We start from the raw sequence: 23,164 nt of genomic DNA, 5'->3' as shown, positions 1-23,164 counted from the left end.
GGTTACAGACCGAAGTATTGAGAAATCAATGGAAATTCAAAGGATTTGTAGTCACAGACTATACTGGAATCAATGAAATGGTTGATCACGGAATGGGAGATCTTCAGCAGGTTTCGGCACTGGCTTTAAAAGCTGGAATTGATATGGATATGGTAGGAGAAGGCTTTTTAACCACTTTAAAAAAATCATTATCCGAAGGAAAAGTTACCCAGGCAGAAATTGATATGGCTGCCAGAAGAATCCTTGAAGCAAAATATGATTTAGGACTTTTTGATAATCCATACAAGCACGGTGATGCAAAATTGGCGGCCAAAGAAGTATACAACCTGGAAAACCGCACCATCGCAAGAAACGTTGCCGCCCAATCTATGGTTTTATTGAAAAATGAAAACCAGGTATTACCTTTAAAAAAATCCGGAACGGTTGCTGTAATCGGTCCATTGATAAATAATTCAATGAACATGGCAGGAACCTGGAGCGTTGCTACAAAGCATAGTGTTTCAGTGAACTTAATGCAGGGGCTTCAGGCAAACTATGGTAAAGAAGTAAAATTCCTTTCTGCAAAAGGAGCTAATATAGATTATGATGCAAAGCTGGAAGAGATCTATGCCGCTCACGGAAAGAAAACAGATAGAGACAGCCGCTCAAAAGAAGAACTTTTAAAAGAAGCAGTGGATGTTGCCAATAAAGCAGACGTTATTGTTTTAGCCATCGGAGAATCTGCAGAAATGAGCGGTGAATCTTCTTCAAGATCAGAAATCACGATTCCTCAATCACAGGTTGACCTATTAAATGAATTGAAAAAGACAGGGAAACCTATCGCTATGATCCTTTTCACAGGTCGTCCGTTGGCATTAACGAATGTAAAAGATATTCCTGATGCAATTCTGAACGCATGGTTTCCCGGTTCAGAAGCAGGAAATGCAATGGCTGATGTTCTTTTCGGAAAAGTAAATCCATCAGGAAAACTTCCGATGACCTTTCCAAGAAGCCTGGGGCAGGTTCCTATTTATTATAATGCTAAAAATACAGGTCGCCCGTTAGATCAGAAACTGACCGATAAATGTGAATACCAAAGGTTCCGTTCCAATTATATGGATGAATGCAATACCCCGTTGTTTGCGTTTGGATATGGATTGAGTTATACCAAGTTCAATTATTCGGATATTAGTATTTCCAATTCCAATCCGAAAGGAAACCAGACGGTTGAAGCATCTGTAACGGTAACCAATTCAGGAAACTACGATGGTGCTGAGGTGGTTCAGCTGTATATCAGAGATATGGTGGGAAGTATTACACGACCAGTAAAAGAACTCAAAGGCTTTCAGAAAATATTTTTGAAAAAAGGAGAATCGAAAAAAGTAACCTTTACAATAACCCCGGAAAACCTTAAATTCTATAACGGAGAGTTGAAATATGACTGGGAACCAGGAGAATTTGACATTATGATCGGAACTAGCTCTGATGAGGTAAAGCATTCAAAAATCACCTGGACAAAGTAAAAAGCAACTGTTTTTTTTTCACGGTAATGTGTTTTATGTTTTTTTTGGCATGATTTTTATTAATACCCTGCCTGGTTATCATAATAATACAAACAACATGAAAAAAACAATTTTATTGAGCGCAATGTTCCTTGGTACTTTACTATTTGCACAACAAACACCGGTATTGGGTGGTGATAAAGATGCCCATGGATGTATCGGTTCGGCTGGATATACTTACTCACAGATCAAGAAAGACTGTGTAAGAACTTTTGAAGAAAAAATCAAATTAAAAGAGGTAGCTACAAAAGGAGATTATATTGCAGCGGTTATTTTTAGTAAAGACAAAAAGAATGCTGAAGTTTTTGTGAAAGATGCAGAAGGTGGAAGCGTAATTCTTACCAGAGCAGGAAAATCAAAAGTCTGGAAAAAAGATGGTTATGTTCTGACTCCTTACAAAAAAAGCGGTTATCAGCTTAAAAAAGATAATGTTGTCATCTATCAATAAGATCAGTTTCAAAGAAAATAAAGCCACTCAAGAGAGTGGCTTTTTTGTGGATATAAATTATGATAGTTACTTTTCATCAAATAAATGCAACCGGAATATTAAAATAAATAATCGTTCAGTGAATTATATTTTTGTAACTAGGAATGAAATTAATATCTTTATTTCCTAAACACTTTTACCCCACTGAAAACTTAATAATTAAAATATGAAAAAACCAATTTTATTTAGCATGATGTTCCTTGGCTCTTTATTTTTTGCTCAACAAAAAGCTCCGGTTTTGGGAGGTGATAGAGATGTTCATGGCTGTATAGGTTCAGCAGGTTATACCTATTCTCAAATCAGAAATAATTGTGTAAAGGTTTTCGAGCAGAAAATCAAATTAAAGGAAGTAGGCTCAGATAAAAGCTATACTACGATGACGGCTGTTATTTTTAGTAAGGATATGAAACGGGCTGAAGTTTTTATTCCTGAAGGAGCTGCAAAAAGCATCATCCTTGAAAAAGAAGGTAAGAAGAGCTGGAAAAGCGGAAGCCATATTAAAGAAACTTATGAACTGGTTCCCTATAAAAAAGCAGGCTATCAGATTAAAAAAGATGGTGTAGTTATTTATCAATAGGATCAAATTTTTTAAAACATAAAACCACTCTTTTCGGGTGGTTTTTTTATGAGTTTACATTCCGGATTGCAGAAATTTTCTTTTTTCAGGAGCTTCGTCCCGCTATCCACTTATACTCCTCGCGCCAAAACTTTACCATGCTTGCTGTGGGGTAACCGTTACTATCGGGTAATAAGTGGTTAATGATAGTAATAGCTAAGATTCAATATTACTTATGCCATATTATAATGTATTTTTTTAGTATCAATTCCGTATCTGTTGCTCTATCAATATAGTGTTGTCTGATAAAATGAAAATCTTCTGGCTTTAGTCAAAACATATAAATAACACGACAGCTTCTGTCGCTATGGTGTAGTAGATTTGCAGAATATATGAAGGACTATTGGATTACAAGGGAATTTTTTAATGTTTGGAAATATTTCATATTAAATCACATAAATATGACTTGTGTAAATGAAAAAAAGTTAAATTTGCGCAAAATTTGAAAAGCTAATTACTCAACTCAAAATAACACAGGAATGAAAAAGATTTATCTCAGTGCATGTACAGTATGCACCATTCTGGGGCTGTCTGCCCAGGAAGTTCTTTGGCAGAAAGATATCAAATCCTCTACCCAGGATTTTCTAAGCCAGGTAACGACAACCATTGATCAACAGTATCTTATTACAGGAAGCTCTATACAGTCAGGAAGCGGGAAGATGGAGGCTGGAAGTAGACAAAACAACGGTTACGATTTCCATCTTGTAAAGCTTAATCAGCAGGGAGAAGAAGCCTGGGAAAAATATTTCTCAGGAAATAACCATGATTATTTATCTGCAACCGTAACCACTCAGGACGGAGGATTTCTATTGGCAGGAACCTCCTATTCAGGAAAGGGACTGGACAAAAAAGAGGAATCCAAAGGCGGATCAGACATCTGGCTCATCAGGATTAATGAGTTCGGGGATGAATTATGGCAGAAAACCTTGGGAACCTCCTCTGATGAAGAAGCCAAAGCTGTTATTCAAAGTACAGACCTGGGCTTTTTTGTCGCCGGAAATGTACAGAACTCATCCAAAGGTTATGGTTCCAAAGATGTATGGATTACCAGACTGGATAAAGACGGCAAGGAACTTTCTCAATTGATCTTAGGCGGAAAAGGGTTGGATGAAGTGGAGAAGATGATCCCAACAAAAGATGGTGGAGCTTTACTGGGAATTTACTCAAGGAGTTCCGAGGTTCGTGGTTCGGGATCAGGAGCTAGTAATTCTGAAGGAAAATCTTCGGCTGCAAGTACTGCTACCCATAACCTTCTATCTGCTGCCTCAAAACAAAGCAGCAATTTCGGAGAAGGCGATTACTGGATCGTTAAGCTCGATAAAAATGGAAAAGTAGAATGGGAAAAGAACTTTGGCGGGAAAGGAGATGATCATATCAGAACATTGGCTTTAACAGCAAATGGTTACATCATTGGTGGAGAATCCAGATCCGAAAGATCAGGAAACAAAACAGTAGGTATTGAAGAAGGAACAGATCTTTGGCTGATTGCTCTTAACGAAAGAGGGGATGAGCAGTGGCAAAAATCTTACAATTTCAAGAACCGGGATATTTTGATGGGAATGAGTGTGATTCATTCTTCGGACGATAAATCTTCCAAAGGGATTTTATTGGGCGGCTACACCCAGGCTGAGGGAAGAATAGAAAAAGATGATGAAACCTTCTGGATGCTGTATCTGGATGGTAACGGAAATGAACAGTGGAGAAAGCATGTGGCAGGGGAATCCAGGCAAAAAGAAGAGCGGCTTTCAGATTTGAAATTAAATCGTGATGGTTCAATCATTCTTGCTGGAACCAGTGCTAAAGAATTGGGAAAAGAGAACTGGAAGATTGTAAAGCTGGGTGATAAACAGGTGAATGACCTGATAGAGAAGTATGATATTAAGATCTATCCCAATCCAGTATCTGATTATGCTTATGTAGAAATCGGCTTTGACTTTAAAGAAGCTGATATTATGCTGTATGACATGAGCGGAAGACAGCTTCAAAACTTTAAAACCAAGAATAGGGTGACTAAGATGAATACGCAGGCTTTAGTACAGGGAGCATATTTAGTAACCATAAAAACAGATAATAACAAAACAGCGAATGCAAAGCTGATTAAGAAATAAACACAAGTATGAAAAAAACAATAATTTTAGTTTCTGCTCTATTATCTTTGGGGACTTTTGCCCAGCAACAGGAAGAGCGTGTAAATAATCCGGCTGAATTCCAGGTGAACATTAGCCCTCCCAGCCCTGAAGCTTATAAACTTGGGAGTTTTGGTAACGTTCCGGTAGGCATGTTTACCGGAACACCTAATATTGACATTCCGCTTATTGAGTATGGTCCTAAAACAAATAATACATCTATCGGGCTTAATTATTCCAGCAGTGGAATCAGGGTGGATGAACAATCAGGATTAGCTGGGTTGGGTTGGAAGATGGTTTTCGGGGGAGCGATTACGAGAGTGATAAGAGGGATTCCTGATGAAAAATCAAATCCTAATATTGGCTTCACTAATCCACCTGATTTAGACTCCATTGGAGCTGAAGACAATAATGTTAGAGAGTATTTAAAAGCAGTAAGCGGGGGCTATGTAGATTCTGAACCTGATATGTACTATGCCAGTTTTGGTAATAAAAGTTTTAGTTTTATATTTGACAAAAGAGGGTTTCCTGTACTGATCTCCCAACAGAATGTGCAGATAGAAAAAGATTCTGTCAACTCACAGTTTATCATTACTGTTGAAGATGGGACAAAATATTACTTTGCTGAAAAAGAAATCACAACGAATTCTCAAACTGGTGGTGGCCATAATATCCCCAAAACCAATATCTCAGCATGGTATTTAAGTAAAATCGTAGGCACCCGGAACCAGGAAATATATTTTGAGTATGAGGACAGAACCTATACTACAGTTCTTTCCAGATCACAAACGCTTACCATGACACCTATTGGTGCTAATTATGCCAGAATGGATGAACACGGGAATTGTGTAAATGGTTATAGTATGCCTCCCACTATATCATCAGCAATGACTAATCTTCAGAATGTAAAAGGAAAAAGACTTAAAAGAATATACAGTAACAATGTTTTTTTTGGAGAAGTGCAAATTTCATATAACCAGTTGGTTATTGATGAATCAGGACAGATTTCAACCATTAAAAAACTGCTTAATAATAATGTAATTGAATCCTATACATTCAACTATACAAAAACAGCCACTGAAAGGATTTTTCTGAATGATATTACAGAAACAAACTCAGGCAGAAAATATTCCTTTGAGTATATAGACCCTGAACAGGTTCCCGCAAGGCTTTCTTACAGCAGGGATATGTATGGATATTATAATGGCAAAAACAATTCAACGCTTGTTCCTAAAGTGGATGATTTACTGGTTAAAGATGTTGTTTATGATGGAGCAGATCAAAGTGTTGTAGAAGTAAATGCAAAAAAAGGGCTGCTGAAAAAAATCATTTATCCTACCAATGGTTACACTCTGTTGGAGTATGAAAGTAATACCTATGGCGGAACAAGAATCATTACTCCATCAAAAACTGCGGCTCAACTGTATGTTCATAGAAAGATAGGTAGCAGTAACCCTGATGATAAAATCACAGACGAGACCATTGTTGATAACAAGAGGCCACAGTATATGCTTGCAGTTATGTTCAGTGGGTACAATGATGAATGTGAAGGGGTAAGTGATGAAGTACCAGGCCATCATACTTCTGCATTTTGGGCAGTAGATCAAAATAACCAACCTGTTCCACAAAACACTGTAGGTAATTGTCCGGGATTTATAGGGCCTACTCCGGTAAATGGGATGAGTTCAGCTTGTTATGTAGTGCCAAAAGGTATGCAGGTAAAGTTTAAACTTCAGGCTAACTTCAGATGTACCATAGGCTCCCTGAATGTCAATTATATTCCCGATGAAGACCAGGAAATACCGGACAATATTCCTGTTGGTGGATTACGGGTAAAAGAAATTGCTTCTTATAATATAGATGGTACCCAACCTATAATAAAAAAATATAATTATAATACTGGCAATGCAGGAATGTCTTCTGGTATACAGGTACGGAAGCCTTATTATCTGGACAGGTCTACAAGTGGAATCTTTTGTAAAATGGACAATTCAGCTTTTGATGAGTTTCCTTACATCAATATTTCATCAGATAACCTTAATCCTCTTTATCCTTCGCATCCTGCCTTCTTTTATAAATCTGTTATAGAATCTATAGGTACAGACGGCGGATATACATTGCATGAATTTTCAACCGGGCAAGACAATTATGGGAAAATTATGCAAGGAGTAGATATTAAAAGTGCACCATGGACAAACTTTGGATGGAATAATGGAAAGGAACTTGCTGTTTCATATTTTGACAAAAATAATAGTCTTGGAAAGAAAATAGAAAATCATTATGAGCAGGATGAGAGTCGTAAATATTCAGTACGCGGCCTTCGAATAAGGACTGATTATGATTTATTGACCTATATCCCAGATCCTACAAGGGTATGTACAGCTGATAATATAAATTTTAAATATACGGAAACCGACTGTACAGCCGGTCATTTCCATACATTCTACAATAACAAGTGTATCGCTGAGGGAGCTGTGAATGTTGAGAGAACTGTTTATGATGAATGTTATGGTAAACCGATTGGAACAAGCTTTCCTCACTCAGGTATTGTTAATAATCTGTCTATTGTTCAATATGAAAACTTTTCTTACTTTACCTTTTTGAAATCCAGGAAAACTACAGATTATCTGAATGGAACTCCTGTAAAAACCGAAACACAATATTTTTATAATAATCCGAAGCATACTCAACTGACCAGCCAAAAGACTATTTTTCCTGATTTATCTAATTTATTTACCAATTATGCTTATGCTTATGAAAAAAACAATCCCTTGTTAATCAGTAAAAATATGGTGGGGATCCCTTTAGAAACAGCTGTTACAAAGACAGAAGGGAATAGCACTAAAATGTTGTCTAAATCTGAAACAATTTATCCTACCACCCTTCCAACTTCACAAACAGGGAACTTAGTACTTTCAACCTCTATTGTATCTTACGATCTCCAGAATCTTACGGTAACCTCTAATGAAGTAAACTATGAAAAATATGATTCTAAGGGAAATATTGTGCAGTATACCACCAAAGACAGAGTTTCCACCGTTATTATCTGGGGATATGAGAATACACTTCCTATAGCCAAAATAGTTGGGGCAAAACTATCTGATATTAATCAGTCACTTATTGATAGTATTGTAATCGCATCCCAAACAGATGGTTCGCAAGGTACAATTGCTTCGGAAGAACGGATGCTTAATACATTGGATGGGTTTAAGAACAATTCAGCTTTATCCGGCTATCAGATCACTACCTACACCTATGATCCATTAATCGGAGTGAGAAGTATTACCCCGCCATCTGGCATCAGGGAAGTTTATCTTTATGATGATGCGGGAAGATTAAAAGAAGTCAGAGAGCAAAACAACACCGGAAAATTATTAAAAGAATTTAACTACCATTACAAAAACTAACAACGATGAAAAAAATACTCATTCCCATAGGTATGCTGCTGATGGGCCATTCCGTCCATGCCCAGGCTACTCCGGGAGAAAACTATATTCAATCCAGGACTTATCTGGATTACAATGGAACAACCCCAACAAAAATCTCAGAAACCGTTCAGTATTTTGACGGACTTGGAAGGCTAAAGCAAGTGGTTGGTATAAAAGCTTCTCCCGGAGGAAAAGATGTGGTTACCCCTATTGAATACGACCAGTTTGGAAGACAGGTTAAAGACTATCTTCCCATTCCACAATCAGGAACCCAAAGCGGGGCTATATATACCTCTCCTCTTGGGAATGCTTCCTCTGTGTATGGAGGAGAAAAGATTTACTCGGAGAAAGCATTGGAAAACTCTCCCTTAGATAGGATACAGCAACAAATCCAGGTAGGTAATGACTGGAGCAATAAACCCATAAAATTTGATTATGAAGCCAATACAGATGGTGAAGTAAAAAAGTATACAGCAACTTTTAATTACTCCACCTTTGAATCTAGCATTACTTTATCAGGAACCTACGGAGGCGGGCAGCTGTATAAAAATACCGTTACTGATGAAGATGGTAACAAAACCATTGAATTTAAAAATGGAAAAGGACAGGTTTTATTAGTGAGAAAAATAGTAAGCGCAACTGAAAACGCTGATACCTACTATGTTTATAATGATTATGACCAACTTGCTTATGTCATTCCCCCTTTAGCCTCTGTTTTGCCAGCCATCGATCAAACCACATTAGATACCCTTTGTTACCAGTATAAATATGACGGGAAAAACCGATTGGTAGAAAAGAAAGTTCCTGGCAAAGGCTGGGAATATATGGTGTATGACAGATCAGACAGGTTAATTCTCTCTCAGGATGCCAATCTAAGGGCTGCCAATAAATGGCTTATTACCAAATATGATAAACTGGGAAGAATTGCTTATACAGGATTTCTGACAGGAGGCGAAAGAGCAAACAGACAAAATGAGATCAATAATGCTTTGATTGCTGAAGACAGAAATGGACAGGGATTTACCCGAAACGGAATAACGGTGTACTATACAGATAATTATTTCATTGGAGAAATTCCTACCATATTGAGTGTCAATTATTATGATACTTACCCTTCCTATAGCTTTAATCCTCCATTTCCCACCGTTATTCAGGGAGCCGAGACGTTAAAAGAAACAGTATCCTCAGAAGGAAGAAGCACCAAAAGTCTTCCAGTGATGAGCCTAATAAAGAATATCGAAGATGATAACTGGACAAAGAATTACACTTATTATGATACCAAAGGAAGAGTAGTAGGGACTCATTCTATTAACCATTTAGGAGGTTATACAAAGACAGAATCCAGGCTGGATTTTGCAGGAGTAGCTCAAACTGTTATCACCAGACATAAAAGGTTAGAAACAGATACAGAAAGAGTTATCACGGAAAACTTTGAATATGACCATCAGAACAGGCTTCTTGTACACAAACATCAGGTAGACAGTAATCCAACAGAAGTCCTTACCCAGAATAAATACAATGAACTTTCCCAGCTGGAAACTAAAAAAGTAGGCGGGGTAGATATCGCTAATCCTTTACAAACAATAGATTATCGGTATAATATCAGAGGCTGGTTAACGATGATCAATGATCCTTCCAATTTAAATGGAAAATTATTTGGATATGCATTGAAATATCAGGACCCGGCTATTCCTACCACCTCCGCTCCCCAATTTGGAGGAAACATTGCAGAGGCCCATTGGAAGACATCCGACGATGATGTCTATAAAGTTTACCATTATGCATATGACAAATTAAACCGTTTAAAATCCGGAGTGTACCGTGAGCCTTATACAACATTACCTGATAAATCATTCTTTAACGAAGAGCTGAACTATGATTTGAATGGAAATATTACCCGTCTTTGGAGAACAGGTAAAAACGATTCAAACACGGCATTGCTGGTAGACAATCTTACTTATGGGTATCAGGGCAACAGGTTACAGACGATCACAGATGCTACGCAGAATGAAGCAGGCTATGAGGGAGGCGGAAATTTGATTGATTATGATTTGAATGGAAATATGACCACCATGAAGGATAAAGGGATCAGCACCATTACCTATAATTATCTTAATCTTCCCAATACATTTGCAATAAGCCATCCGGACCCTATTGTTGTTGGTCAGCTGTCTACTGCTAATATGGAATATTTATATCGTGCAGATGGAGTTAAGTTGAGAAAAATTTATTCAACCAGGCCTGCGAGAGGTAATACAAGAACATCTATGACCGATTATCTTGATGGATTTCAGTATTTTTATAAAGAAGGTGGCGGAATATGTATAACCTGTCGTACAGAGACTGCTTTAGAAGAACAGGCCTATGGAAATTTAGGAAAAACCTTTCCTGACCTGGGAGAACCCCCAACATGGAAATTAGATTTTGTACCTACAGCAGAAGGTTTTTACAGTTTCACAGAAAACCGTTATATTTACCAGTATAAAGATCATTTAGGCAATGCTAGGGTAAGTTTTGCAAAAGACAGCACAGGTGCTCTTAAAGTTACAGATACCAATAACTATTACCCATTTGGATTAAGCCATATTTCAGGAATGCTTAGCCTCTCTAATTTTGGAGGGTTATATAGCTACAAGTACAATGGCAAGGAGTTGCAAGAGACCGGAATGTATGATTATGGCGCAAGAATGTATATGCCGGATATCGGTAGATGGGGGGTACATGACCCTTTGAGCGAGTTACAGTTTGCTTATAGCCCGTATTCATATGTTTATGGAAATCCTATAAGATTTAATGATCCAACCGGAATGATTGGAGAGGAAGATCCACCCAAAAAAGGTTCTACTCCTAATAATCCTATTGAAATTGGAGAAGTTAAGCTGACAAAAAATGTAAGTGATTCTAAGCTATCATTTATGGGAATCCAAAGCTTAAATGCTTATCATGGTTCTCAGGATAGATTAGCTTTTGGTATCAGAAATAGTAAAGCAGCTCTTGCTACAGAGAAATTTGAAAGAAACCTAGCTTTTACTATGGGAACTTTCCTAATGGGTGGAAGCAATCTTGTAGCTTCTGCAGGGGGGGCTACTCTTGATGCAGTGGTTGATTATCAAGACCCTGAAGATCAGGAGGCCATTCAAGTTGTTCAATTGGCAGCAATTGGCTTGCAGTTAAAGCATGGAAATGTTAAAGCGTTGCAAAATTTGGTAAATGAAGCTGAAGAAGTTACAATAAGCTCAGTTGTGAAAAAGGATGCTAAAATATTAAAATTAGCACAAGAAACATTTAAAGGAAATGATTTGTTACGTAAAGAAGCTAACGCTTTAATAGAACAATTAAAATTAGGTAATATAAATCCTGGTATTGGAACTAAAAATATTGGTAAAAATGTTTTTGAGGCAAGATCTAGAGGAGGCGCAAGAGTATATTTTAGAAATAGCTCTAATGGTGTAGAAATAGTAGGATATTCTCATAAAGGTAATCAGCAACAAGTAATTAACCACCTTTTAAAAGATAAATAATTTATGAAAGATTTTAAAGTAGTATTTCCAAGTGGGTATAATGTTAATGATTATTATAATGATAATATTGACTTAAATATTATTCTTCCTACTGGACGTGTGTTTTTTACAACTTTTTTCACAATTTTGAATATCAATAATCTAATTGAAAAGGGCAAGGAATTATATTTCTGGTCAACAGATATGATTATTGTGAGAGATTTGAAAAAAGAGACAATAAGCAGCGTTATATTTAGGATGATTGATGATGATTACCTTGAGTCTGCCTGTTCAGATATAGGCGAAATTCATGAAATCTTTCCTGGCATTGAAGTCTACCATGATATAGTTAGCAATATATAATCAACATGTTTGTATCATTCTAAATGAAAAGAAAATTCCCGCTGCGCAAAGTCTCCCGACTTTGAGCAGATAAAGAAAGTGTATCACAACTAGATGATGTGGTTGAGAATCGTTTAAACGAAAAGCTTTCTCGTACAGGAATACATGAAAATTTCACAAAAAGAGGTCGTTTTCACAAGCTGTGAGACGGCCTCTTTGTTTTACAAAGCCGTAATATTTTTAAGTTTAGCAGTTTTAATGAAAGCATCGATGGTTTCAAAAATACAACCGTAAAACTTTTTAATCATAGATAACTCTATTTATCCCCGCCCTGCGAAGTTTGTAACTTCGTAGCAGATAAGTAAAGATAGGCTAGTCCACGAAGGACAGTCTTCTGATCTTGAAAAAACTCCAACCTGGAAGCTTGATTGAAGGCTTTACAGTTTCACAGAAAACCGTTATATTTACCAGTATAAAGATCATTTAGGCAATGCTAGGGTAAGTTTTGCAAAAGACAGCACAGGTGCTCTTAAAGTTACAGATACCAATAACTATTACCCATTTGGATTAAGCCATATTTCAGGAATGCTTAGCCTCTCTAATTTTGGAGGGTTATATAGCTATAAGTACAATGGCAAGGAGTTGCAAGAGACCGGAATGTATGATTATGGCGCAAGATTTTATATGCCGGATTTAGGAAGATGGGGAGTTGTAGATCCGCTGGCGGAAAAGATGAGAAGACATAGTCCTTACAATTATACTTTTGATAATCCTATTCGCAATATTGACCCAGACGGAAGAGCTCCTATGGACATAATTTTTAGGATGAAAAACTCAGGTAATAGTAATGTTGATTATAAATACCGAAATGGTAAATTTTATAACACTTCAACAAATAAAGTTTATACTGGGGGTAATAAGACTTTAGATAAGATTCAATCCACTTTTGATAAAATAAATTCATCAAATGATGTTTATCTAAAAAGGATGATCTCAACTTTGGAAAAGAGCGATCAGAAACACGTTATCCAAGAGTCACAAGTTGGAAGCAGCCAAACGTTAATCTCAAGTGATGATGCTTATAAAGCTTATCAATTAGGAAAAGGAGTTAGTACAGGTGTTTTTTTAGATTTGGACCAAGGAAACAAAAAAGCAGATGCAAGTTATCTAGCAAGCGAGAAAACAACTAATTCAGACGGAGCAACAATTGTGCACGAATTAAAACATTCATATGATTTTGACCAAGGATACATGAAGGGGGAAAGTAAAGTTGATGGTGCTGTTTCTCCAGCAGAAACAAGAAGCGTAATTATGGAAAATAAATACCGTAAAATTGAAGGAACTGAACCCCGTTTATACTACGATAATGTTAAAGTTGATTTTAATAATACAAAACCTTTAGATGAAAAAAAATAGAAATTTTAATTTTCTCTCATTAATAATTTTCTCAATAAGTCTTTTTATTTCGTGCAAAAATAATAAGGAAAAAAATGTTTATTTTGAAAAAATAGAAAAGGAACAAGAATTACAGTCAGCTATTTTGTTTAGTTTAAAAGATGATAGCATTTCAATGGTCAAATATAATATTTTAAAAAGTTTTTATAATGACCAAAAAAAATCATTTAGATACAATGATTTAAATAGTTTACTTAAGAACTTGAATAATCTCTCAAACAAAGAAAAGGAATTATTGTATTTTACTAAAAACTATAAAAAAGATAATAGCTTACAAGAATTAGAAGATCTATCTTTTAATGATAAGGTAAAAAAGTTACAATTAGAAAGTAATTATAAAAATATATATATTGTTTCAGCTTCAAAATATACAAAAGAAGAATTATATTCAATTCTATATATTTTTTATAAAGAACAAAATTATATATTATATGATGATAATACTGGAAAGTTTTTGATTTTAGATAACTTAGAATAAAAATTATAAACCCTCATAAAAGTTTGAGGGTTTTTATCAATACAAGTACAACGGTAAGGAATTGCAGGAGACTGGTATGTATGATTATGGGGCAAGGCTATACATGGCAGATATTGGTAGATGGGGTGTAGTTGATCCTTTAGCGGAAACTTCTCGTCGTTGGAGTCCTTATACCTATGCCTACAATAACCCAATCAGATTTATTGATCCAGATGGGATGCAAGCAGAAGATAAAATCAAGATTTTTAATAATGGTAATATAGAAAGGACAAAAGACAATAATACCTATGATACTGTTACCAATGAAGATGAATCTAAGTCTATACAAGTAGCCCGTACCAATGTGACAGAATCAAATCCTACAGGAGACTCTCAGATAGGAGAGCTAAAAAATCAAAAAATCGAAATTGCAGGAACAGGATCTAATTTTGGTTATTTTCAAGTCAATGATTATGACACAGCGACACAAGTTTTTGAATTTATAGCTGATAATACTTCTGTAGAATTTGGACAGGATAGATTTGATTTTTCTGATGGATTTTCTACAAATGTAATAAGTACAAACTATGATCCTACTAAACATGCAAGTGCTGCTGATGTATTAGCAAATAATAATCTGAGTATGGGTTCTGGTACAACGCATATAACTAAAGATGGTGTATATTCTGAAGCTGTTCATTCACATCCTGGATTTGAATATAATCCATCTGGATTTAGTGAAGGAAATTGGAACAAGGGAAATCCAACATTTGGTACAGCATATAAAGATGCAGGAGATAAAAGGCGTTCAAAAAGTAATAATGCAATATCTAAGTATGTGTATAATACATGGTTAAGAAATAATGGAGCAAATGGGGGCTATGTGAAATATGATTACAACCAGGCGGTATATACAGGAAAGAAAAAATAATTTAACTTAAATCTATGAAAAAAATACTTTTAATCATTCTTATTTTCTTTTTTACATTTAATAAAAGTGCTATTAAGAAGCAAGATTTGCATAATATTATCAAAGGATATATAGAATATATTTCTAAAAAAAGAAAAATTGATAATAAGAATGAAATATTAGCAGTAACCTTTCACGACCAAATAAAAGAGAAAAGTGAATATTCAATTGATATTGCTTTTTTTAAACCTGAATTTATGGAAGGTATTCAATATAAGGATGTTTATATATTCGAAGGATATAAACTTATATTACCTGATAATGAATGTAAAAGCATAGAGAAAATGTTTAAAAAAGTAACATATGAAAATTTTAATCAAAAGAAAACAACGATTAATGACGATTTTGAAAATTGGCATATTGTTTTAAATAAAAGAGATGAAATAACTTTTTTATCACCTATTCCAATTTCAGGATGCATGAAATCAATTTTAATGAATAAAAAATTAAAATTCTCGAATTCATACGAAGATATTACATTTTCTAATCCTTCTCCTGATTGCATACAACTTACACATTAATGTATAGTTATAAACAAGGCCCTCGTATTTTGCGAGGGTTTTATATTTGAAGACAGAATAAAAGGTTTGAATTTTTTATATTTGTAGTAATGAATAAAAAATCATGATGGAAAAGCTAAAGAGTTTGCGAAAACAGCGGGGCTATACCCAGGAATATATGTCCAAGATTATCTCCACGGATGTATCCAATTACAGCCGTAAAGAAAGCGGTGATGTAAGGATTTATGATGATGAATGGGAACAAATTAGATTTTTTTTTAAAGAGAATTTTGTCCTAAGAAAAAGACAAATAATACTTTTTTAAGAAATGAAACTAAGGAAACGGTATCATTTTTTAGGAAAGAAAAAATCCCTAAAACTGAAGAAACGATACCAATTGTTGTCCAAAAATCCATAACTCAAATATAAGAAATAAAATACCACCACTTGCATTTTGAATTAAATATCCCGCCCGCCACCAGAAAAAGACATTTTTCTCCAACGCTTGCCTAAACTTCCCTAAGCTTTAATGCCACAGCAAATTACATAATAAAATTATACGCGCAGCAGCACCTAAACGTTGCCTTCCGCTCCGCAAGCTTCGTTCCTGGCAAAACCATCGGCACCTATAATTTGAGATTATGTAAAATGCTTTCCTATGCTTCGTGCAGAGCAACTCCGCTTCCAACACCCCCGAATCTTCCCAACCCAAAACCAGCATCGAAAAATACCTTTTTGCCCAAGCTGCAACCACCCGAAATAAAGAAAAATGCGCCCCCGCTCTGAATCGCCGTTGAACTGGAAGTATGTTAAAGGATGTGGATTTGTGGATAAAGCCAAGGCTTTTGCCATCGTTATTTTACCGACAAGTCCACATCTACAACAACAGCGACAACAATACCACCGGAACCACAAAACATATCCAAAAAAGTATATATTTGTAAAATAATAGCCCACCTGGCGGGGTGGACTATTGTAAATAAAATTGAAAGAAAGTGGTTACAACCGGGTTTGTAATCACTTTTTTACTTTTCCTGTATTTTTAGCAACAATAACAAAGGCTGTCATCGCTAAAATCACAAGGAAAAGCAGTACTAAAATGGTAATTATATTTTCCATGTGACAAATAAAAAATAAATCCACTAACCAGCAAAATTATTTTTACCTGAATTACTTATATTTTCTTAAACCACAGCACTATTTTAATGCTCTTCTGTTCTTTTGTCAATACTGTTACTTTTTATTTTAGTTGAAAACCAAGTTAAAGGTATAGGTCTATCCTGAAAATGTCATTCTTATTTTTTTCAATTGAAAAAGAAAAATTATATTTACGTAAGCGAGCAAGAGCAGACGATCACAGTGTAAAGCCTCGCGCGAGGAAAACTGAAGTAGGCAAATCCTGGAAAGTTGAGCGGAGCTATACAACTATAAGTACAACGGGAAAGAATTGCAAGAGACCGGGATGTATGATTATGGAGCGAGAATGTATATGCCGGATATTGGAAGATGGGGAGTTGTTGATCCATTAGCAGAAAAAATGACAAGACATAGTCCCTATAATTATACATTTAATAATCCGTTAAGATTTATTGATCCGGATGGTATGGCGCCTAAAGATGATTTTAGATTAAATAAAGATGGTTCTCTTAACTTAATTAGAAAAACAAATAGTGATGAAATAAATGGAACTCATACGATTTATAATTCCGATTCATCAGAAGCTTTAGTTGTTAATAAGGATCTTATTGATAAAAAGGTTGAAGGAGAAAATAAGATGTATGGCGGGACAGCAACATTCTTTATTGAATCAAATAAAAAAGACGCTCAAACTATATTTAAATTTATGGCTAGAAACACCAATGTTGAGTTTGGTTTAAATGAATATCAATTTAAGGAAGGGAAAGCTTCTATAATATCCACGAATCATGAATCCAATGTAGATACTGCTCAAGCTTGGTTTAACTATTCATTCTATGGAAAAGGAAAAGATTTAAAAATATTGGATAGCTGGCATTCTCATCCCAATGCAACAGATTTAAAAGAATTTAAACCATCAGGTTACAACTCAGATGGTACTCCAAATGATTATACTGGAGATAGACAATACTATAAATATTTAAAAGAAAGTAATGGTGCGGGATTACCTCAATATTTTAATATTTATGGTACAAAGGTAAAATCAACTGTTCAATATAATGATCAAGTAATGAAAAAAATCAAAAAACTATGAAATCCTATATTTTAATTTTTCTTTCATTTATTTATCTGGCTTGTGATTCATCGTTGCAAAAAAAAGAAATACTAAAAAATAAGAATGAAATATCTCAAACAGACTCTGGAGTAAAACTAAATCTTATTACAATTAAAGAACCTTTAGAAAGAGAACTGAATGATTTTATAAAAAAGCTAGAAAAGAATGGACATGATAAAAAATCTAAAAAATCAATTCTTATTTATTTAAAAGATCAAAATGAGAATCATATGGATATTCTTTTGGCTAGTGATACGCCTAAGGAGGTAGAGAACTTGAAAGGGTTTTCTGTCTATAATAATTATACACTTTATTTCTTTTTTAAAAATATTGAGAATAATTGTATGATAAATATTGAAAATAAGACTAGGAACGAAAAGTTTAAAATTTTACCACCTGCTCCATATAATAATCCACAGAAAAGAATAGTTTTAAAAAAATGTACTAAGATGAAAGAGGAATATAATGACGGTTGGTAAACTATAATGCCTAAGTTTATCAGTACAAGTACAATAACTTAATTCAACAGAAAAAAAAACAAATATTAAATTAAATAAGAAAAATCCGTCTCACAACCGAGACGGATTTCTTTATTCTGCTAAACTGACATCGTATCCTACAATTTTAATACTATCGTTATTTTTTTCTAAAGTAATTTTTTCTTGTGTATTTTTTATATTTCTATTTATTTTATATAATAATACATATTCTGATTTTGGATTTGTTCCGATAGAAACAAATGTTTCCCATGTTGTTAACTTCGTATCTGAGATTTTACTACCACAACTTGAGTTTATTTCATTCAACATCTTATTTAACTGATCCTTACGGGTTAGTTTAAACTTCTCTCCAAATAATTTAAGTGCCTCTTTTCTATTATTATTTTTTATCAAAGAATAGAATTTTTCGGTTATTTTTTCAGCTTCTTGCTTGTCTTCTTCTCTGTTACGATAGGTTTTATTAAAATTACACCCTATAAAAAGCAAAGGAATTAATATTAAAGTATACTTTTTCATAGTACAGTAATATTTTTTTAGTGTTAGTATATCTTATTGGAATTTGTTTATCTAAAAGCCTGTTTAGTTTTAAAGTTTTGGATATAGGTATCAATAACATTAAAGAGAATACTTCTGGTATCAGGATCCATTTTTTGAATATCGTTAATACATTCTATGATCTCTTTATCGAATGCAGCGTTTTCCCTTCCCTCTATTAAAAAATCTACGGTTACTTCAAAAGCTTTAGCCATTTTAGCTACCATCTCAATAGAGGGTAGGTTTTCATTGCGTTTATATTTTCCAATAATCTTCCGGGAAGAGTCTATAAAAAGTTAAGTCTATTCATAATAAATATTCAAAAATCTCCATATCCCATCACCACAAAAATCATAAAACCAAGATTTTCATCTCTCACTGAAAAACCGTATTTTTGTACATCTAAAAAGTAAAAGAACGAATGAATTCCTACAAAAATCCATTGGAAGAGCGCTATTCCAGTGAAGAAATGTTGTTTAACTTCTCACATAATAACAAATTCCGTACCTGGAGAAAACTTTGGATCGCTTTAGCAGAGATCGAAAAAGACTTAGGGCTTGAAATTACAGACGAACAGATCGCTGAATTAAAGGCTAATGCTGAAAATATCGATTTCGATAAGGCAGCAGAATACGAAAAAAAATTCCGACATGATGTAATGGCCCACGTTCACACGTATGGTGATGTAGCGCCTTCAGCAAAAGGAATTATTCACTTGGGAGCTACTTCAGCTTTTGTAGGAGATAACACAGACTTAATTCAGATACGTGACGGACTTTTAATCCTGAAGAAAAAGTTGGTGAACGTAATGAAAAACTTAGCAGACTTTGCGATTCAGTACAAAGACCTTCCAACATTAGGATTTACTCACTTCCAACCGGCACAGTTAACAACCGTAGGAAAAAGAGCTACCCTTTGGTTACAGAGCTTGGTCCTTGATATTGAAGAATTAGATTTCTTCCTTGAAACCCTACGTTTCAGAGGAGTAAAAGGAACTACAGGAACGGCTGCAAGTTTCCTTGAACTGTTCAACGGAGATTATTCAAAAGTAAAACACTTAGATAAAGAACTTTCAAAAAGATTCGGATTCGAAAAAGTTTTCGGTGTTTCAGGACAGACTTACGATAGAAAAATTGATGCTAAAGTTGTAGCATTATTAGGAAATATCGCTCAATCTGCTCACAAATTCACCAACGATTTACGTTTACTTCAAAACCTTAAGGAAATTGAAGAACCATTCGAGAAAAACCAGATCGGTTCATCTGCAATGGCTTACAAACGTAATCCAATGAGAAGCGAAAGAATCGGGGCATTGGCAAAATATGTAATGTCTCTTACAACAAGTTCTGCAATGGTAGCCTCTACACAATGGTTTGAAAGAACATTAGATGACTCTGCCAACAAGAGATTAACCATTCCTCAGGCATTCTTAGCTGTTGATGCAATCCTATTAATCTGGAACAACATCCTGAACGGAATTGTAGTATATCCGAACAGAATCAACAAGCACATTGAAGAAGAGCTTCCTTTCATGGCAACAGAATATATCATCATGGAAGAAGTGAAAGCAGGTGGTGACCGTCAGGAAATTCATGAAGTAATCAGAGTTCATTCTATGGAAGCTTCCAAGAAAGTGAAGGAAGAAGGAAAAGAAAATGACCTGATTGAAAGAATCCTGAATGATGATTCTTTAAAATTAGATAAATCGAAATTAAAAGAAGTTTTAGATCCGAAGAACTTTATAGGGTTCGCACCAATTCAGACAGAAGAATTTGTCAAGAACGAAGTGCAGCCGATTATAGACCAGAATAAAGACTTAATAGGATTAGAAGCTGATCTTAAAGTATAAAACAATATGCAGCCTTTTGGGCTGCATTTTTTATTTTAAACCCAACCATGAACAAAGCCCTTTTATTCATTGCAATGATTCCCATGCTTGCTTTTTCCCAGGAGAAAGAGGTTTTGAAGTATTTTACTTCCAAAGACAATTTAGTAGGCGTAAAAAACCAAAAAGGAGACATCATTATTCCTGCGCAATTCAAAATATATTCAGACCTTAAAGATGGTGATTGGGTAGAGGGAGAAACCATTCTCTTTGATGGAAACAAAACAGGAGAGAATCAGGAAAAAAATGCATGGGGATATGTCTATGACAGAAAAGGTAATTTTTTATATCAGCCTTTTATGTATGATAATGGCCCTGATTATTTTGTAGAAGGATTGAGACGCTTTGTCAAAAAAGGAAAGATAGGTTTTGCCGATAGAAACGGAAAAGTGATCATTGAACCTAAACATGATTTTGTAGATTATTTCAATTATGGATACGCTTCATTTTGTGATGGCTGTGATTGGGAAAAAACAGATGACGAGCACAAGAGAATAGTGGGCGGAAAATGGGGAATGATGAATACCAAAGGAGAAACCGTTCAGCCACTTACTCAATATTCTGATAAGGACGTGAAAATCGTTGGAAAATATTATCCATACCCATTTCAATACAACGAAAAAGAGAAAAATATTCTTCAGTTTTTTGATCAACAAAATAAGCTGTTGTCGGATCTTTATTATGTAAACCTATACAATAAAATCCCTGAAAAAGAAAAGAGATTGTATTTTGAAATTGTAGAAAGGCCAAAAGAAAATTTTCCTTATTATCAGGTAAACACTTATGATTATACAAAGTATGATTTGGGAATGCTTTATCGCTTTAAATTCCTGGTTTCACAAGATGCTAAGACCGTTTATGCAATAGAATCATATAATGAGCAAAAAGTCCCTTTTGAAGATTGGCTGAGAGATGAAATAAAAGAAGCGGAACAATATCAAAAAGAACACCCTGATAACCCGAATAAATTCAAAAAATAACCAGATTAAACTTAATGAGAAAAAATATCCTTGTATTTATTTTTGCCTTGGCATTTGTAAAAAACAATGCGCAAAGTGATAAAAAAGTGTACTCAATCATAGATGCAGCGGCGCAGAAAGTAGCGGGAGAGTCCAAAGCATACTCTGTGTCTGTCGGACTTATCAAAGATGGAAAAATCTATACCAAACACTTTGGAGAAATAGACAAAGGAAAAGGCAATAAAGCAAACGATAATACTTATTTCGCCATAGCTTCTATTACTAAGCTTTTTACAGGGCAATTGCTGGCTCAGGCTGTTCTGGAAGGGAAAGTAAACCTTGATGATGATGTAAGAAAATATCTGAAAGGTTCTTATCCCAACTTAGAATATGACGGAACTCCTATAAAAGTTCGAAACTTGATTTCTTATGAAACTGCTCTGCCTAGAAACCTTCCTATTGATGATGAGCTCAGAAAAAATATGAACGATGAGACCCCTTTTCTTTATGAGAAGCTCAACAATGGATATACAAAAGAAGACTTTAAAAAAGATCTGACTGCTGTAAAACTAGATGCGAAACCAGGTACAAAATATCAGTACAGCAATTTAAGCCTTGAAATGACAGGTTTTATGCTGGAAAATATTTATGGGAAAAGTTATGAAACTCTTTTGAAAGAAAATATTTTCTCAAAAGCCGGAATGAATCATACCAAACTGGAACTTGATAAAAATGAAGCTCAGGCCAATGGATATTATGAAAACGGCCGGCTGATGCCAATTTCAACAAGTCTTTTATGGGGAGCAGGAGGCTCTAAAACCGAATCTACCATGGAAGATATGATGAAATTCTTAAAAGAAGAATTAGATCCAAAAAATAAAGTAGTACAGGAATCGCAAAGAAATGTCAACAATAGTAAAGAAGCCTGGACCGGATATTTCTGGGACAAATACTTGATTACCGAATTCGGGAAAAGAGGATATAAACATGGTGGTTCTTACGGAATAAATAGCTTGTTTACTGTATTTCCTGAATTGAATCTGGGAGTCTGCATTATTGTAAATGTCACCGGGGCCGATACATTTGGGATACTTTATAACGGAACCAGCAGTTTAGTGGAAGATCTTATTTCAACCTCAGACAAAAAGCAGGTATACGGATATACGGTAAAAGGAGATAAAGTGATTTTCTCCTATACACATCCTGTAAACTTGGATGCCAGTCTTCTTCATACAGTCTCTGTAGCAGGAAGTTTCAATGATTGGGATGCTGAAAATAAAGAATATCAGATGGTGAAAAAGGATAGGAACCACTACGAATTGGAGGTTCCGGCATCTCGTTTTGAAAAAGGAAAAACTTATTCCTTCAGATTGGTATTAAATAAAGAAGAATGGATTGGAGCTTCCAAAAGGACATCCAATAATGACGGTACCAAAGATAATAATCTGGCATTGGTATTATAAGAAAAAGATTGTGGTGAGAGAAAGTAAAAAGAGTAAATTTGTACTCCATAATGTAGGGTGATGAATACCACTAAAAAGAGCAGCCAATGTGGATGGAAAAGAAATTAATAATCTGACAATGGTACTCTGAACTCAGAAAAGTAAAAAGAA

At 34.9% G+C, this 23,164-nt stretch carries 18 protein-coding genes and 2 pseudogenes; 18 read left to right on the top strand and 2 right to left on the bottom strand.

The window, feature by feature from the left end:
* The 15 genes and pseudogenes from BBH99_RS04400 to BBH99_RS04335 form a co-directional block, all read left to right on the top strand.
* Positions 1-1,502: glycoside hydrolase family 3 C-terminal domain-containing protein (locus tag BBH99_RS04400; protein WP_185111037.1), on the top strand; the 1,502-nt coding region annotated here is incomplete at its 5' end.
* 97 nt (positions 1,503-1,599) lie between these two features.
* Positions 1,600-1,989 carry a hypothetical protein gene (locus tag BBH99_RS04395; protein ID WP_066692502.1) on the top strand — a complete coding sequence of 130 codons (390 nt, stop codon included), beginning with the start codon at positions 1,600-1,602 and terminating at the stop codon, positions 1,987-1,989.
* A gap of 205 nt (positions 1,990-2,194) precedes the next feature.
* The gene (locus BBH99_RS04390; protein ID WP_066692487.1) at positions 2,195-2,605 is read left to right on the top strand and encodes a hypothetical protein; all 411 of its coding nucleotides are present in this window, start codon (positions 2,195-2,197) and stop codon (positions 2,603-2,605) included.
* 518 nt (positions 2,606-3,123) lie between these two features.
* Entirely contained in the window at positions 3,124-4,752 is a 1,629-nt protein-coding gene (locus BBH99_RS04385) for a T9SS type A sorting domain-containing protein (protein ID WP_066692486.1), read from the top strand.
* Between the two features lie 8 nt (positions 4,753-4,760).
* Positions 4,761-8,177, top strand: coding sequence for a hypothetical protein (locus BBH99_RS04380; protein WP_066692484.1), 3,417 nt, complete (start codon positions 4,761-4,763; stop codon positions 8,175-8,177).
* A gap of 5 nt (positions 8,178-8,182) precedes the next feature.
* Positions 8,183-11,719, top strand: a complete 3,537-nt coding sequence (locus tag BBH99_RS04375) for a DUF6443 domain-containing protein (protein WP_066692482.1) — start codon at positions 8,183-8,185, stop codon at positions 11,717-11,719.
* Between the two features lie 3 nt (positions 11,720-11,722).
* Complete coding sequence (locus BBH99_RS04370) at positions 11,723-12,061, top strand: hypothetical protein (RefSeq protein ID WP_066692480.1); 339 nt, start codon at positions 11,723-11,725, stop codon at positions 12,059-12,061.
* Between the two features lie 441 nt (positions 12,062-12,502).
* A complete protein-coding gene (locus tag BBH99_RS22965) occupies positions 12,503-13,456 on the top strand; it encodes an RHS repeat domain-containing protein (RefSeq protein WP_083560275.1) in 954 nt (317 codons plus the stop codon).
* Positions 13,443-13,973 (top strand): hypothetical protein, encoded by a 531-nt coding sequence (locus BBH99_RS04360; RefSeq protein ID WP_066692469.1) that lies wholly within the window; start codon positions 13,443-13,445, stop codon positions 13,971-13,973. Before BBH99_RS22965 ends, BBH99_RS04360 begins: the two co-directional genes overlap by 14 nt.
* 34 nt (positions 13,974-14,007) lie before the next feature.
* A pseudogene (locus BBH99_RS22900) lies at positions 14,008-14,202 on the top strand (RHS repeat-associated core domain-containing protein); the annotation flags it as partial.
* Positions 14,191-14,883 carry a JAB-like toxin 1 domain-containing protein gene (locus tag BBH99_RS04355; RefSeq protein WP_228417709.1) on the top strand — a complete coding sequence of 231 codons (693 nt, stop codon included), beginning with the start codon at positions 14,191-14,193 and terminating at the stop codon, positions 14,881-14,883. The pseudogene BBH99_RS22900 and the gene BBH99_RS04355, both read left to right, overlap by 12 nt.
* A 14-nt stretch (positions 14,884-14,897) precedes the next feature.
* Entirely contained in the window at positions 14,898-15,443 is a 546-nt protein-coding gene (locus BBH99_RS04350; protein WP_066692464.1) for a hypothetical protein, read from the top strand.
* A gap of 1,399 nt (positions 15,444-16,842) precedes the next feature.
* A pseudogene (locus tag BBH99_RS22895) lies at positions 16,843-17,028 on the top strand (RHS repeat-associated core domain-containing protein); the annotation flags it as partial.
* On the top strand, positions 17,026-17,652 hold the full coding sequence (locus BBH99_RS22890; protein WP_317041482.1) for a JAB-like toxin 1 domain-containing protein: 627 nt from the start codon (positions 17,026-17,028) through the stop codon (positions 17,650-17,652). The pseudogene BBH99_RS22895 and the gene BBH99_RS22890, both read left to right, overlap by 3 nt.
* Positions 17,649-18,152 (top strand): hypothetical protein, encoded by a 504-nt coding sequence (locus BBH99_RS04335; protein WP_123872996.1) that lies wholly within the window; start codon positions 17,649-17,651, stop codon positions 18,150-18,152. The genes BBH99_RS22890 and BBH99_RS04335 overlap by 4 nt, the downstream gene beginning before the upstream one ends.
* 111 nt (positions 18,153-18,263) lie before the next feature.
* On the opposite strand, the gene BBH99_RS04330 is transcribed toward BBH99_RS04335, so the two are convergent.
* Positions 18,264-18,689: a hypothetical protein gene (locus tag BBH99_RS04330; RefSeq protein WP_066692455.1), complete on the bottom strand. Its 426-nt coding sequence runs from the start codon at positions 18,687-18,689 to the stop codon at positions 18,264-18,266.
* Positions 18,690-18,736: 47 nt separating this feature from the next.
* A complete protein-coding gene (locus BBH99_RS04325) occupies positions 18,737-18,997 on the bottom strand; it encodes a helix-turn-helix domain-containing protein (RefSeq protein ID WP_123873002.1) in 261 nt (86 codons plus the stop codon).
* Between the two features lie 131 nt (positions 18,998-19,128).
* Here BBH99_RS04325 and purB point away from each other — a divergent pair, with 131 nt between their 5' ends.
* From purB to BBH99_RS04310, 3 genes are read left to right on the top strand one after another with little or no spacing between them, the layout of a single operon-like run.
* Positions 19,129-20,556 carry an adenylosuccinate lyase gene (purB, locus tag BBH99_RS04320; RefSeq protein ID WP_065393095.1) on the top strand — a complete coding sequence of 476 codons (1,428 nt, stop codon included), beginning with the start codon at positions 19,129-19,131 and terminating at the stop codon, positions 20,554-20,556.
* 47 nt (positions 20,557-20,603) lie between these two features.
* On the top strand, positions 20,604-21,572 hold the full coding sequence (locus tag BBH99_RS04315; protein ID WP_066692446.1) for a WG repeat-containing protein: 969 nt from the start codon (positions 20,604-20,606) through the stop codon (positions 21,570-21,572).
* 14 nt (positions 21,573-21,586) lie between these two features.
* Positions 21,587-23,014 carry a serine hydrolase gene (locus tag BBH99_RS04310; RefSeq protein ID WP_066692443.1) on the top strand — a complete coding sequence of 476 codons (1,428 nt, stop codon included), beginning with the start codon at positions 21,587-21,589 and terminating at the stop codon, positions 23,012-23,014.
* Positions 23,015-23,164: the final 150 nt, after the last annotated feature.

The sequence above is a fragment of the Chryseobacterium contaminans genome, from assembly GCF_001684955.1.
GTDB lineage: Bacteria > Bacteroidota > Bacteroidia > Flavobacteriales > Weeksellaceae > Chryseobacterium > Chryseobacterium contaminans.
Note: the sequence above shows the minus strand (reverse complement) of the source record. Positions and strands in the feature narration are given on the sequence as shown.

Bases quoted from the DNA above. Each gene is read 5' to 3' on its own strand.
- BBH99_RS04350 (WP_066692464.1), top strand. From the start codon at position 14,898: ATGAAAAAAATACTTTTAATCATTCTTATTTTCTTTTTTACATTTAAT.
- BBH99_RS04335 (WP_123872996.1), top strand. From the start codon at position 17,649: ATGAAATCCTATATTTTAATTTTTCTTTCATTTATTTATCTGGCTTGT.
- BBH99_RS04385 (WP_066692486.1), top strand. From the start codon at position 3,124: ATGAAAAAGATTTATCTCAGTGCATGTACAGTATGCACCATTCTGGGG.
- BBH99_RS22890 (WP_317041482.1), top strand. From the start codon at position 17,026: ATGGCGCCTAAAGATGATTTTAGATTAAATAAAGATGGTTCTCTTAAC.
- BBH99_RS04330 (WP_066692455.1), bottom strand. From the start codon at position 18,689: ATGAAAAAGTATACTTTAATATTAATTCCTTTGCTTTTTATAGGGTGT.
- BBH99_RS04310 (WP_066692443.1), top strand. From the start codon at position 21,587: ATGAGAAAAAATATCCTTGTATTTATTTTTGCCTTGGCATTTGTAAAA.
- BBH99_RS04360 (WP_066692469.1), top strand. From the start codon at position 13,443: ATGAAAAAAAATAGAAATTTTAATTTTCTCTCATTAATAATTTTCTCA.
- BBH99_RS04370 (WP_066692480.1), top strand. From the start codon at position 11,723: ATGAAAGATTTTAAAGTAGTATTTCCAAGTGGGTATAATGTTAATGAT.
- BBH99_RS04395 (WP_066692502.1), top strand. From the start codon at position 1,600: ATGAAAAAAACAATTTTATTGAGCGCAATGTTCCTTGGTACTTTACTA.
- BBH99_RS04390 (WP_066692487.1), top strand. From the start codon at position 2,195: ATGAAAAAACCAATTTTATTTAGCATGATGTTCCTTGGCTCTTTATTT.
- purB (WP_065393095.1), top strand. From the start codon at position 19,129: ATGAATTCCTACAAAAATCCATTGGAAGAGCGCTATTCCAGTGAAGAA.
- BBH99_RS04375 (WP_066692482.1), top strand. From the start codon at position 8,183: ATGAAAAAAATACTCATTCCCATAGGTATGCTGCTGATGGGCCATTCC.
- BBH99_RS04355 (WP_228417709.1), top strand. From the start codon at position 14,191: ATGCAAGCAGAAGATAAAATCAAGATTTTTAATAATGGTAATATAGAA.
- BBH99_RS04380 (WP_066692484.1), top strand. From the start codon at position 4,761: ATGAAAAAAACAATAATTTTAGTTTCTGCTCTATTATCTTTGGGGACT.
- BBH99_RS04315 (WP_066692446.1), top strand. From the start codon at position 20,604: ATGAACAAAGCCCTTTTATTCATTGCAATGATTCCCATGCTTGCTTTT.